Raw genomic sequence first — 14,614 nt, 5'->3', positions numbered from 1 at the left:
ACCCATATTTTTAAATCAATCGGATGGTCTCTCCCTTTCGTGTAGTGATGTCATAGGTATTTGCCTTTGGCAACACCACCTTGTTGAGTTTCACTTCTGAATGGTTTTGCATCTGTGGCTGTTCGAAGGCTGAAAAGAGCGGATTCGGATTCTTGCCCTTGGCTGATTTCATACTCTTGATGCCCTTTAACCGGTTGCCTGCCGGCAGACGGAGACGAAGGTTGCCACCGAGGGTAGAACGGATCTTGAGCGACATGATTCTGCCATTCTTCCATGCCAGTTCCTCGATGAGGAAACCACCTCTCGTGCGGAGCCCCTGTATCTTTCCTTCAGCCTTCCAGGCATCAGGAAGAGCCGGCAGGATATTGACACATCCGTCATGGCTCTGCATCAGCATCTCGGCGATACCGGCAGTACAGCCGAAGTTGCCGTCTATCTGGAATGGTGGATGTGCATCGAAAAGATTGCGATAGGTTCCACCCTTTTTCTTGTTCAATCCGTAGGCAAGGAAATGATCATCGGTCAGGGTCAACTGGTTATGAATCAACTTATAAGCGTGATTACCATCCAGAAGACGAGCCCAGAGACAAACCTTCCATCCCATCGACCAGCCGGTACTAGGGTCGCCACGATGTATCAGCGAAGTACGGGCAGCATCGAAGAGTTCCGGGGTCTTCTCCGGTGTAATCTGATTACCTGGATAGAGCGCATAGAGATGACTCACATGGCGATGATTATCCTGAGGATCATCCCAGTCCTTAATCCATTCCTGCAACTGTCCCCACTTGCCAATCTGCATCGGTGCCATCTTTCCCAATACTTCCTTTAGGTGAGCAGCATATCCGGCATCTTCGCCCAGAATCTCGCTCGCTCTGATAACGGTAGAGAAGAGTTCGTAGAGCAGTTCATTATCCATCGTAGTGCCATAGCTCATGGCTATCTTTCCATCCTTGGAAGGATGTACATTCTCCGGACTCACAGCTGGCGAAATCACGAGCCATCCATGCTCAGGTTCCGGTATCAGCATCTCGTCGAGGAAGGTGGCTGCACCCTTCATAATCGGGTAAGCTTTACGTAGGAATTCCTTGTCGCCACTATAAAGATAATGTTGCCAGAGATGGGATGAAACCCAGGCGCCACCGGTCATCCACATGCCTGATGCTGCCTTGTCGATACCGCCTGTTACTCGCCAGATGTCGGTATTGTGATGCAAAACCCATCCGTTCTTGCCATACATGGTCTGAGCAGATTCCTTTCCGGTTTCACTTACCTCACGAATCAACCGGAAGAGCGGTTCATTGAGTTCGGAGAGGTTGGTCATCTCTGATGGCCAGTAGTTCATCTCCATGTTGATGTTGGTGGTATATTTGCTGTCCCATGACGGGAACATCTTATCGTTCCAGATGCCCTGCAGGTTAGCTGGCTGTGTGCCAGGCTGCGAACTGCATATCAGAAGGTATCTGTCGAAAGCATAATAGGTGGCTACGAGATAGTTATCGTCCTGCTTGGCAAAGCGGATGAGGCGTTCGTCGGTAGGCAGATTCTGATACTTGTCAGCGCCCAACCAGAGCGAGTTGCGATGCATCATGCTCTGGAATTTAGCCACATGCTGCGCCATCTGCTCCCTGGCATCCTTCGCCATGGCGGTATGGAGAGCCTGCTTGCTGCGTTCCACCTCGTTGCCGGTGATATCCTTGTAATTCACGAAGTTGGTGGCGATGGAGATATAGAGTACGGCTTCATCGGCATTCTTCACGCTGACCACACCGTCGCGACAGGTCTTCGCAGCCTCGCCGCCTTTGATCTGAGCCGCCATTCTGCCCATGAATCTCACCTTTCCCTTCAGACCTTCGTGCTTGGCAGCCACTCCTTCGAGGGTAGCTTCCTCGCCATCGGTACGGATGATGACATCATCGTGAGGGGAAGTAAAGTTGGCATTGAAGGTGATGCTATGAGGCTTGTTGGCAGAGAATCTTACCATCACTACATTATCGGAAAAGGAGGTGATAACCTCGCGCTGATAGGTGACACCATGGGCTGTCCAGCGGGTGAGGCAGCGGGCAGAATCCAGACTCAGTTCGCGATAATACTGAGAATAGCCATCCATCCCGGGAACCGAGATATAGACATCACCAAAGGGTTGGTAAGGCATTCCGAAGTTGGTATTCGACATGATTTTCTCGGTACACATATCCTGTGCCTTACGGTATTCGCCCTGCCAGATGAGGTTCTGCACGACTGGAAGAGCTGCCTTGGCATGAGGATTGGCATTCTTGTTAGGCTGTCCTGCCCAGATGGTTTCCTCGTTCAGCTGCAGACGTTCGGTGGCTGGAATGCCATATACCATAGCACCCAAACGGCCATTACCCAAAGGCAAGGCATCGGTCCAGACCAGCGCTGGTTTGTCGTACCAGAGCTTATACGATTGTGCTGTTGCTTGCAAAGAGAGACAAGCCAGGCAGCAAAGTGTGATGGTTCTTAAGATTTTCATTTGTTTTTGTTTTAATCGATTAAACAATTTTATATATAGACGCAAAAGAGCCGCCTTTGTCGTCAGAAAAGACGAAAAAGACCTCACGTCATTTACAAAACGGCGTGAGGTCTGATTTATTATCTTCTATCTTATTATCTGATGACCGATTGCAAAACTTCCGGTTTTTCAACCTTCACTTTGCTTTCATCCAACTTACTGCGGTCCAAACCGAAGACACGGATGAAGAAATCGTAGTTTGCCTGGCGCTTATTGATGCCATAATCATGACGTTCCTTAGGCAGATGCACGTTGGTAACCTGCTCCTTGGCACTATACATATTATATATATACTGCAGATACGGATATTCGAGGGTTGGAACAGAGGCTGTCCAATCACCACCATCGCTCACAACCAACAATGGCTTAGGGGCAAAGAAAGCCATCAACTCGGCATTACACGTACCATGTCCCGCCAACTGGATAGGTTTGCCACTCTCGCAAGGACAACCGCCATCAAAATGAGAAGCAAGATTCACCGTTGGGGCTGCTGCCGTGATTCGGTCATCGAGTACCGTCAGCAGGACTGTATGCGTACCGCCGCCACTGCCGCCATTCGCTCCGATGCGCGTCTTATCCACATCCTTGCGATGGTTCCACATATAATCGAGCAATACCTCGGCATTCAGAGCCTGAATCACATGGGCACGGTCGGTCTGATGCGAATTCTTGCCATATTCAGCCTCACTCTGTCCCCAGCCATACAGGTCGAAATCTATACAGATAGCACCCATTCTTGCCAAGGTTCCGAGGCGCTGCTGCTCATCGGCACGATATCTGCCACCACCGAAATGACCGTCGGGACAGATAATCAAAGGATGCTTACCCTTCTTGGCGGGCGTATAGATGGAACCGAAGACATGCTCGCCAGGCAAGGTCTCGATGCAGATATTCTGAACCGTATAACCATCATACCTGCGTACCTTTCCCAAAATCGGTTTCTTATGAACCAGGGAATCCATATAACGGTCGATACCCAGGATGCAGCGCACCTCCTTGCGTACAGAATCCTTGCGTGCTTCAAACTGTTCCCGGTTCTGGTAGAGTGTCTTGAGATAAGCTAGCATCTGCTCACCCTCTTCGGTATGGCGACGGGGATATTCATAAGGCTTAATCTTATATACATTACCATTCTGCTTCCACCAGTTGAAGTCGAAATACTTGCAGATATTCGTCAGGGTTTCCTCCAGCGAATAGGGTTTGATGCGGAAGTCGGCATAAGGCAACTGCCTACCGACGGTATCCACATTATATTTGAAGCGGACACCCCAGCGCTGCGATACATCCTGCATCACATCGTGAAGACTACGGGTGAAATGACCCTGATAACTGTTCTGAGCATCAGCCTCTGGCTGGTTACCGTTATCTTGCGCACTTGCCGACAAAGACATGCTTGCCGCGATAAGTGCCATCATTATGTTCTGTTTCATCATAATCTATCTTGATTTCGTATTCTATATCATTATCGGTATCTACCGTTACCTCTATTTTACCATCAGCCAATTTCTTCCAAACCACGGCAATCTGTTTGCCATCGCTGAGTCGGGTACTTCCCTTAGCCCAGGTCAAGTCGCCCATCGGCTGAGGAGCGATGATGAGTCTGCCCTGCTCTATGCGGATGCCCACAATATCCGGCAGGAAATGGTTGTTGATATGCGCCATCATGAAATGGTTCATCGAAGCACCCATCTCCGGATTCCACTGTTCGGTGAGCGTGGTCATTCCCTTCTTGATCTGGAAGCCGTAGCCCGGCACATCATCATGCGCCAGCATCTTGTACCAGAGGTCGGCATATCCGTTTCTGAGCAATGCCTGGAAGAGGTAGCGGTTGCCCACATCACCGGTTGTCAGCCGGTCGTGATGTGCATGAATATCATCTACCAGATGCTGGAGAACCTGCTTGCGATACTGGGATGGAACCATGCCCAGCGCCAAAGAAATGGCATTGGAAGCCTGACTTCCCGAACCGTAATATACCTTTTCTACAGCATCCTTTACCACTGCATCCGAAGAAGATTGCTCAGAAGATGCAGCCTTCTCAACATGCAGAAATTCCTTTTGGAAAGCCTGCAGAATTTCAGAAGCCAAGATGGCATAGCGGTTGGCTTCAGCTGTCTTTCCGCTCATTGCCGCAGCCTTCTGTGTCAGTTTTACCCACTGATAATAATGGGCTGTAGCTACCAGCGGCATCGGGGTATTCTGAGAGAAGCCCGAACGGCCTTTTCCGTAATCATACCAGTCACCCAAACCCTGTTTCAGTATATGGCAACTGTCCTTACTCTGGAGATAATCCACATAGCGGAACATCTGCGGTGCATATTTCTTCACCATCCGGTCGTCGCCGTAATGCTGCAGATAAAGGAATGGAAGCGCTACCAGGGCACCGCCCCACTCTGGTGATTCTGCAAACGGGTCGAGCCACTTGCCCTTGAAGTAGATATACTCAGGAGCGGTTGTAGGAACGGCACCGTTGGCATGCTGGGCATCGGCGATATTCTGCATCGTCTGCTCTATCATCGAGCGACAGTCGTAGTTGTATACCAATCCCTCGCCATTGAGCCAATCCTGCTCCAGCCAACCGAGTTTCTCACGATGAGGACAGTCGGTCCAGACAGCCTGCCAGTTGCTTCGGATGGCACGGTCGATAATCTGAGAAGCACGGTTAAACATCGGATTAGAACATTCGAAGTTGCCAATCTTCGCAGCTGAATTATAGACGAAGCACGACTGGATATCCTCTATCACTGGCTTGCCATCAGGATTCTCATCACCCTTCATTACGGCACCTTCTACCTGGATATAGCGATAACCATAATAGGTGAAATGCGGATGCCAAGTCTCGATGCGCTTGCCGTCAGCCGACTTCTCGCCCTTTCCGCTGAGCGTATAAGTAAGATAGTAAGGACTACCCGACTGTTTCTGATTGCAGGTTCCCTGTGCAGTCAGGGTCTCTGAGAGATAGAGCCGTACCTGCTGTCCTACCTTTCCACAGACCTTGACCTGTGGGAAACCTGCGAGATTCTGTCCCATATCCAGTACGAAGGTTCCTGCCGGAATAGGATGTTTGGCATTGGAAGCCTTGGCGATTTGCTGAGGAGTGAGCTGATGACGGCTCTTCACACCGAAGTATTCCATCATCTTCACCGGCTGTGCCATCTGCTGGCGCAGAATGCCACGAGGTCCCTTCTGTATCACCACTGGTTTCCAAGAAGGCGTGATGCGGGCATCCTCGTCTTCACCACCATAGATACTGTTGAAGGTGATGCTGCTAGGCGAATATTTCCATGAGCCATCGCTGACAATGCAGACGGTTCTGCCATTCTTCAGTTCTATTTCGAGCGAACAGTAGAGCGTAGGAGGACCATAGGAAACCTTCATCTTGGTGTATCTTCCACCCTGCTCATTATAGAATCCGTTGCCCAGCAATACCGAAAGTTGGTTCTTGCCTTTCTTCAATAACGCAGTCACATCGCAAGTATTGTAAAAGACGGTCTTGTCGTAATCGCTCCACAGAGGGGCGAAAACGGCATCCGTCACCTTCTGCCGGTTGATGCTGAGCTCATAGAAACCCAGTCCCACAATCTTCATCGTTGCCTTGCGGACATCAGCCGGGAGTTTCATTTCTTTCTTCAGCCAGATGCTTTGTCTTGACAATGGATCCGTAGCCTTCCAGTCTGGTTTTCCCTTCGCATTCACCGTTCCCGTTCCTACATAATCTCGGTTACTCGGAATGTGCGCATTCTCATCGGTTATCGCTCCAATCCATTGTGGCTGAGGCGCTTCATTATCCGCCTTAAAAGCAACAGATTTTTGAGCATGAATCTGTATCATGCCCAAAAGTCCTATCAGTATCAATAAATATTTTCTCTGTTTCATATCTTATTCTACATTATTTGAATGCATCCTTCACTACGAGTTTGCCAAGCGTATCACGCTGACCAGCCAACTTTCCATCTACCCATACCTGCAAGCCCTTGCCCACATGATAGCGGGAACCGTCCTGGTCGTAGAGGATGGTGAGGTCGTGACCATGATAACGCACCTTGTCAAGACAGAAGTACTGCCATTTGCCAGCTGGGATGATAGGACGCACCTCGATGGTCTGATCGGCACGAGGACGAAGACCCACGATGCCGGTGATGATGAGATCGCAGAAGGTAGAATGGTTGTAATATCTGCTGCGCTCCTGATCGCCCTTCAACCAGTAACCAGTGGTTTCATCAAGATACTCACCGATGTAAGGTTTGCCACGCATGCTCTGACTCTGCACATACTTCTCCATCTCATTGAAGTAAAGGCTGTCCATATCGAGACTACCTTTTGAAGAAACTGCGAGGGCAGATGGCTTCACCTGATAATTGTTGATGAAATTCGCCATCGCTGTCAGGGTCTGGGCGGTAGCGAAAGGCCAGATGGCACCATCCCACTCACACTTTCCTACTCCATGAGAGCGGAACTGCGGATGGCGGCGCTCTGCGGTGGTTTGTCCGTAAGGAGCAGAGAAGCCCTTGCTGTCTGCTGTCTGTTTCCAAGCCTCAGCAAACTTCGCCTCATCGGCAGGGAGATTGAAATACCAAGGCAGAAAACCGATTGCCTCGCGCACCTTTGCTGATACTGCAGCATTGCCACTAGGCTGGAAACTTCTTTTCGTGGTTACCTCCTTCGCCTCGCCGGCATTCGGCTTATACACCTCGAAGAACTGATGGTCGGCATCCCAGAGCTGGGTTTCTACCAGATGCTTCAGGGTATCTGCCTTAGCCTCATACTTCCTAGCCAAGTCCTGATAGCCGATGGTCTTTGCCATCTGGGCGATGCCCATCGCATTGCCATACATATAACTGTTGATGCTAGGACGGGCATTCTTTTCTCTTCTGCCACCACTGATGGTCTCTTCCATCGCATCACGCACATCATACTGCCAATAGAGTCCGTTGCCCCAGCGGTGGTCATCCCACAGCTTATACTCCTTGTCCAGGTCGTTCACCAACGACTTAAACTCCTTCCGGTTGCCGTCTACGAGATAGCGTTCCCAGATAGAGGCAGGCATCCAACTGCTATAGAAATTGATCTTAGCCATCGGCTTACCATCGTTGCCATGATACCAGGTATTCAAGATGCCGTCGAGATACTTCCCATCACGAATCCAGCGACTCTCGTGGATATGATGTCCTACTCCAGAGGCAATGAGATTATACTTGTCGGCATAACTGCGAGGCACGAGAAACTCGGTCATCGCATAGCCTACAGGTGTATTTTCGATATGCTTGCGGAGCGTCCACCAGCGGAAATAATACATCTCCTCGAAGTTGCGCTGCGGGCAGTCGAAGAGGGGCACATTCTGCTTCATCCAGTCCCATGCCTGCGCATTCGGGATGGCAGAAGTATGGAGAACCTCCGGCTCCATTGCATTGAAATCGTCTACATAATGCTTGTAATCTGCGGTCTTGAGCACAGCCGAACCGGCATCAGCATCCAGACTCACGGTCTTGACATGAGCGATGCGGTAGAGGGCGGTGGTATCAGTATCACCGGCATGCTTCAAAGTACCGAACCAGTCGGCAGGAGTGTCGATGGTAGGGAAGGTACGGAGGTCGCTGGTACGGAAACGGATGCGCTCTATCTGATGCACAGGTGCGTAGAAGATGCGCTTGGTGCTCTTGCTCTGCAATGCCTTGCCATCTGCACCGAGTGTGCTCACGGTGAGGTTGAGCTGGCGGTGCTGGGTATCCAATGTAGCTTCGAAACGATAGGTCTGGTCAGCCTGATAAGGCATCACATTGCCATATCTCGCTCCGTTCTTCACACGTATCATTCCTTCTTTGTTCAGTTCGATGCGGGTGCAGGCGATGCCCTTCTCATCGAGGAATTCAATCTGCAGGGAACCGTTGCGGGTCTGAGCTGCCTGCACATCGAAGGATGCCTTCAGGTAGGAAGAAGCTGGAATCTTGCGCTCTACACAGGCATAGTCGAACGGATCTTCATCCTTCAGTTCGAGCCACTCCTGACGGAGTGAAACCGGCGCCATCAGCGGAGAATAGATATTCCAGGTCTTGAGATCGCCAAGTTTCTGATACTGGGCGAAATCATCATCGGCATGGGCAGTAGCCACGGTCTTGACCGGAACGGGTACATGCGCCACCCAGATATCTTCCTTGTTCATGGAATAGCTCACCCACATATCAGAATCCTTAGGAACGCCATTGCCTTCCTGGATGCCACGGACATACTGCGGACCACGACTCTTATAGTTGCCACCATATCTCATCGGTGGTACTTCGCCACAAATCAGATTCAGCGTTTTATATTCCAATCCGTCACCACTCAGCGAGATGCCCAGCGGCCAGCGGTATTCAGATGGATTGTAGACGGTGGCATAAGTACCATCGCTCAACCGCTGTCCCCAGATTTTGGCATTGCTGTTGACGAATCCCAGGGCACGGTTGGTAGTGGTATAGGTGTTGCCGCCATCCAAGCTCAGCGAGGTAAGGGCATGCTTCCACAGACTGGCTATTCTGCCATCCGGCAGGGTATAGTCGCAATAAGCCTTGTAACCATTGTTGACAGGTATCAGCTTTTCGCCCCTATCAGCCTCTTCCACCCATTGCATGCGGTAACGTGGGTTGGCAAGGATTTCCTCGCAAGCCGCTCTTACCGCCTTGGATGCTTTCCTATAATTAGGATAAGCGGTATTCTTCTCATTGAATCCATGATTGTAATAGATGAAATAGATAGGTCCGAGCGAACCGTCTTTCTTCACCTCTCTCACCACACGTCCGATGCCGTTACCATCGTTCGGGTCGTCCTTTCTGTCCAATGCCACACCATAGTTTCCGGTAGCCAGGAGGATGCCGCCCTTGGATACATACCAGCCCACACGCTGGTGCATGATTGCCTTCAATGGTTTCTGCTTGTAGACATCAGGATATTGCAGTTCCGGTTTCGGCTGGTATTTCGCCTTTCTGAAATCGGCTGGCACATCATATTCAGGGAAGAGAATCTGTGGCTGGCTCCAGTTGTATCCGTCCTCAGAAACCTGCATCAGGGTTCTCGATGGGGGTACATGCTCCTCAGCAGGATCGCTCAGGAAATGCATGTAGAGCTTGCCGTTCCAATACGCCATCATCGGCTGATGGTTATAGGTCCAGCCCCCGCCATTTGCCTGGGAAGGATGCTCGCGGTTGGCACGGAGCGTCTGGATATTGTGGACTCCTACCACTGGCGACAAGGCTCCGTCATGACGAGACGGATCTGCCATTGTGGTTCCGGTATAGTGGATGCGGTCCTGTTCGAGCAAAGCCTTCACGATGCGTTCCGGAGCACGGAAGATGGTGCCGTGCTTGTGGTTCTTCGGCACACTCACCTGCTGGCTCACATCGGTGAAATGAACGAAATCCTTGGTAAAATGAGCGCCGAAATCGAAGAGGCGGTAACGGTCGTAATAAATGAGAAAACCATTGCCCAGCGGACTGTTCTTAGGCAGTTTGACGGTGGTTGGTCCTTCCATGAAATTGCCGGTGAACGGTTCAGAAGCCTTGCTCCACGGTCCCATCGGGTTCTTGGCAAAAGCCACCTTGATATTGCGGGCATTGCGAGTATTATCCTTCAATACCATCACATAATCGTTCTTACCACGCTTCAGCAGAGTGGCATCTATGCAACTGAATCCCGGATCTATCAGGAGCTTGCCCTTGGTCCATGTCTTAAAATCCTTGGTTACGGAATAGTAGAGACGGTGATTGTTCTTCTCGTCTTCGATACCCAGGGCGAAGTGCTGGCTAGGCACACACGATGCCCATACCACCATTGCCTGCTGGCGGTCTTCATCCCAGAAGAGTTCCGGTGCCCATACGTTCACCGTGGTAGGATCGTCCATCACCTCGATGAATTTCGGTTCGCTCCAATGCATCAGGTCGCGACTCTCGGCATAACCGAAGCCACGGTCGCCCCGCCAGCTGCTGGTCCATACCAGATGGAACACACCGTCTGGGGTACGGATGATGGAAGGGTCGCGCATCACTTTCTGCTTACCTACCTTAGGAGCCAGGAAGGTGCCCGGAATACTGTCCCAATGGACAGCATCCCTACTATAGATGAACCGCAAGCCGTCGGTTGCCGGCTCGTGGAAAGAGGTTGACACATAAAGATCCTGTGCCTGGACTGCAAAGCCCAAGGACAGCAACCATAAGATGATGAACAGTTTATTCTTTATCTTTATCATTGTTCTAGAGTTTGTTTCTAATGATTATAGAATAAAGACGCAAGACGCTCCGTTTTGTAACGTCACTATTTAAAAATAAGTTAAACATTTTGGCTGTTTTGCCATAATGTTGTACTTTTGCATCATTATGAATAGTATTTTAGACCAAGACATCATGTTCCTGCCAGGGGTAGGACCCAAGAAGAAAGAGATACTGAGCAAGGAGCTCGGCATCAACTCTTATAGTGACCTGCTGGAATACTATCCATATAAATATGTAGACCGCTCCAAGGTTTTCCACATCAGCGAACTCAATGCCGACATGCCCTTTGTACAACTCAAAGGCAAGATACTCAGCTACGATGAGATAGATACCGGTAAGCGCAACAAACTGCTGGTAGCCCATTTCTCAGACGGCTACGGTGTGGCTGACCTCATCTGGTATCGCGGCGCCCAATACATCATGAAGACCTATAAGGTGGGAACCGAATATCTCGTTTTCGGAAAGCCAACCGTCTTCAACGGCAGATTCCAGTTTACCCATCCCGACATGGACGATGCCACCAATCTCCAGATTTCAGAGATGGGCATGCAGCCCTACTACTCGCTTACCGAGAACCTGAGAAAACGCGGCTACACCTCACGTTCCATAGAGAAGATGACCAAGCAGCTGGTCACCATCCTTCCTCCACTTCCCGAAACGCTGCCAAACCATATCGTAGACCGTCTGCATCTGGTTTCGCGCGATGCAGCCATCCGCATGATTCATTATCCGCATTCCCATCAGGAGATGCAGAAAGCACAGGTACGCCTTAAATTTGAGGAACTCTTCTATGTGCAGCTTAATATATTAAGGTATGCCACCGACCAGCGACGCAAGTTCAGGGGATATGTCTTCAACCGCATCGCTGATATCTTCAACGGGTTCTACGCCCATCATCTGCCTTTCGAACTGACAGGGGCCCAGAAACGGGTGATGCATGAAATCAGAGCCGATATGTGCAGCGGCAGACAGATGAACCGTCTTCTGCAGGGTGATGTAGGTTCAGGCAAGACGCTCGTGGCACTCATGACCATGCTCATTGCGCTGGATAACGGTTATCAGGCATGTATGATGGCACCTACCGAAATTCTTGCCGAGCAGCATCTGCAAACTATCTGCGACTTCCTGCAGGGAATGAATATCCGGGTAGAACTGCTCACAGGCATCGTAAAGGGGAAGAAGAGAGAAAAGATTCTTGCCGATCTGGCTACGGGCGACATCCAGATTCTGGTGGGCACCCATGCCATCCTCGAAGACCCGGTAGTTTTCAGAAGATTAGGCGTAGCCGTCATCGATGAGCAACATCGCTTCGGTGTGGCGCAGAGAGCCAAGCTGTGGAACAAGAGCGAGAATCCGCCTCATATCCTCGTGATGACCGCCACTCCTATCCCCCGCACCCTCGCCATGACCATTTATGGTGACCTGGACGTGAGCGTGATTGATGAACTGCCACCGGGCAGAAAACCGATACAGACGCTACATAAGTTTGATACCCAACTCACCAGTCTCTATCAGAGCATCCGCCGCCAGATTAATCTCGGCAGACAGGTATATATCGTCTTTCCGTTGATCAAGGAAAGCGAGAAGAGCGACCTGAAGAACCTGGAAGAAGGTTACGAAACGCTGAAACAGGCATTCCCGGAGTTCAGACTGAGCAAGATACACGGAAAAATGAAATCTGCCGAGAAGGAGGTAGAAATGGAACTGTTTGTGAAGGGCGAAACACAGATTCTCGTTGCCACTACCGTAATAGAAGTTGGTGTAAATGTGCCCAATGCTTCTGTGATGGTTATCCTAGATGCACAGCGCTTCGGTCTCTCCCAGTTGCACCAGCTGCGAGGCCGTGTAGGAAGAGGCTGCGACCAGAGCTACTGCATTCTGGTAACCAACTATAAGCTTTCTGAAGAAACCCGCAAACGTATTGATATCATGTGCGATACGAACGACGGTTTCCGTATCGCCGAGGCCGACTTGAAACTCCGTGGTCCCGGCGACCTGGAGGGAACGCAGCAGAGCGGCATGGCTTTCGACCTGAAGATAGCGAATATAGCCAGAGACGGCCAGCTGGTACAACTGGCACGCACAGAAGCACAGGAAATCATCGACAACGATCCCGAATGCAATGCTCCTCATAACGCCCTACTCTGGAACCGCCTCAAGGAATTGAAGAAAACCCATATCAACTGGGCAGCCATCAGTTAAAGTTAATAGTTAAAAGTTTACAGTTAGAAGTAATCATAAAGTTCAATGCTCAAAGTTCAAAGTAAAAAGCAATGGATAGAAGAAGAAAGCCGGCTATCAGAGAGCCGCGACCAGAAATAACCCTGGAAGAAATGAGAGCCATTCTCGAAAACATTACAGAAATAGAAAGCGCAACAGGCATCAGATACGTCAAACTGCATGTCACGGCAAAGATGATTATCGGTATCAGAGAGTCATCGGGTAAGGAATTTACCATCAATCTCAACGACCTCTACCGCGCTTATCAGGAATGCCTCCGATTCACCAGTCCGGAAGTAAAAAAGTATATTTTCATGGGGCATTCTCCTGCCGTGGCTCTGTTGAGAATGCTACAAAAGCATGAAACGTACTAAAAGTCAACTCCTTGCATCTTATTTTCCTAATGTAAGTTAAAAATAAGGCTAGGGCGTTAAATATCGCCCTTTTGGCTTTAACAACTTTGGTTTTTTGAAGTTTTTTTGTTATATTTGCAACGTCTATATAACAAAACCGCTACATGAAGGCATTTGCCTTAGTGGTTTTTGCAGAATTTCTTGTATGATTCTGCGCTGTTGACACGAACCTAAAAAAGAAAATAGAAAAAGTAGTATGAGTTTTAAAAAGAGTATAAAGAAAATTTCGGTCGTTGCTTTGTTGGCGCTAACAGCTTCTCCCGTTTGCGGACAAGACCTGTTGGCAAGACAGGCACCTGTAGACCACAGAATGAAATCGCTCGACACACTCGCTGTGTCGCATTATCGAATGATTGAAGATAGAGAAAACCCTGCAGCCGAGCTGTATGAGGATTTCTCTAACAAGTACGCTCACAGGGCTACAACCTTGCCTGAGCACTTCCGCATCGATCTCCGTCATTTCTGCATGCCAACTCCTAGTCGCGTTGTCACAAGTAACTTCGGTTACCGTGCTAGCTTTGGCCGCCAACATAAAGGTATGGACATCAAGGTTTATATTGGCGACTCAATCCGCTCAGCCTTTTCAGGCAGAGTTCGCATCGTAAGATATGAAGGTGGTGGTTACGGTAAGTACATCGTGATTCGTCACAACAACGGTTTGGAGACTATCTATGGTCACCTCTCTAAGCAGCTCGTTACTGAGGGCGAAGAGGTAAGAGCCGGCGATGTGATTGGCTTGGGTGGTAATACGGGTAGAAGTACCGGTTCGCATCTCCACTTTGAGACTCGTCTCTGTGGTGTGGCTCTGAACCCAGCACTCTTCTTCGATTTCCGCAACCAGGACGTTACAGGCGACTTCTACAGCTTTAACCGTAATACCTACGAAAGCGAATCAGCTGATGCCAATGCTGCCCGCGGCAAGGTTGGCAATGGTGGTTACACCAGAGAGCAGGTTAACGGCGGCGAAGTGGGAAGATACTACGAACTGCCTGCTGGCCACGAGAAGCTCTACCACAAGGTGAAACCAGGCGAAACGCTTAGTTCTATCGCTGAAAAGCGTGGCGTAACTGTAGAGCAGATCTGCAGACTCAACGGCTACCGCAAAGACAAGAAGGTTAGTGTAGGACAGATTATCAGATACGTATAATACGTATAAAAGAATAAACTCAAAAAAAAAGAGGGTGTGTCATTAATTTATGACACACCCTCTT

General features: G+C 49.8%; 7 protein-coding genes. 3 read left to right on the top strand and 4 right to left on the bottom strand.

Annotated features, from left to right (window positions below):
- Positions 1-10: 10 nt before the first annotated feature.
- The 4 genes from NNC77_RS02905 to NNC77_RS02890 form a co-directional block, all read right to left on the bottom strand.
- Entirely contained in the window at positions 11-2,491 is a 2,481-nt protein-coding gene (locus NNC77_RS02905) for a glycosyl hydrolase family 95 catalytic domain-containing protein (protein ID WP_254969843.1), read from the bottom strand.
- 134 nt (positions 2,492-2,625) lie between these two features.
- Entirely contained in the window at positions 2,626-3,960 is a 1,335-nt protein-coding gene (locus NNC77_RS02900) for an alpha/beta hydrolase family protein (RefSeq protein WP_117586438.1), read from the bottom strand.
- The gene (locus tag NNC77_RS02895; protein WP_254969845.1) at positions 3,893-6,406 is read right to left on the bottom strand and encodes an alpha-L-rhamnosidase; all 2,514 of its coding nucleotides are present in this window, start codon (positions 6,404-6,406) and stop codon (positions 3,893-3,895) included. The genes NNC77_RS02900 and NNC77_RS02895 overlap by 68 nt, the downstream gene beginning before the upstream one ends.
- A gap of 13 nt (positions 6,407-6,419) precedes the next feature.
- Positions 6,420-9,857 carry an MGH1-like glycoside hydrolase domain-containing protein gene (locus tag NNC77_RS02890; RefSeq protein ID WP_437183272.1) on the bottom strand — a complete coding sequence of 1,146 codons (3,438 nt, stop codon included), beginning with the start codon at positions 9,855-9,857 and terminating at the stop codon, positions 6,420-6,422.
- 1,018 nt (positions 9,858-10,875) lie between these two features.
- Here NNC77_RS02890 and recG point away from each other — a divergent pair.
- The 3 genes from recG (at position 10,876) to NNC77_RS02875 (ending at position 14,550) form a co-directional block, all read left to right on the top strand.
- Positions 10,876-12,972 (top strand): ATP-dependent DNA helicase RecG, encoded by a 2,097-nt coding sequence (gene recG / locus NNC77_RS02885; protein WP_254969846.1) that lies wholly within the window; start codon positions 10,876-10,878, stop codon positions 12,970-12,972.
- A 71-nt stretch (positions 12,973-13,043) separates the two neighbouring features.
- Complete coding sequence (locus NNC77_RS02880; RefSeq protein WP_006847964.1) at positions 13,044-13,364, top strand: hypothetical protein; 321 nt, start codon at positions 13,044-13,046, stop codon at positions 13,362-13,364.
- 235 nt (positions 13,365-13,599) lie between these two features.
- Positions 13,600-14,550 carry a M23 family metallopeptidase gene (locus NNC77_RS02875; protein ID WP_118154162.1) on the top strand — a complete coding sequence of 317 codons (951 nt, stop codon included), beginning with the start codon at positions 13,600-13,602 and terminating at the stop codon, positions 14,548-14,550.
- Positions 14,551-14,614 lie beyond the last annotated feature (64 nt).

Source organism: Segatella copri, assembly GCF_024330485.1.
Taxonomy (GTDB): domain Bacteria; phylum Bacteroidota; class Bacteroidia; order Bacteroidales; family Bacteroidaceae; genus Prevotella; species Prevotella copri_L.
Note: the sequence above shows the minus strand (reverse complement) of the source record. Positions and strands in the feature narration are given on the sequence as shown.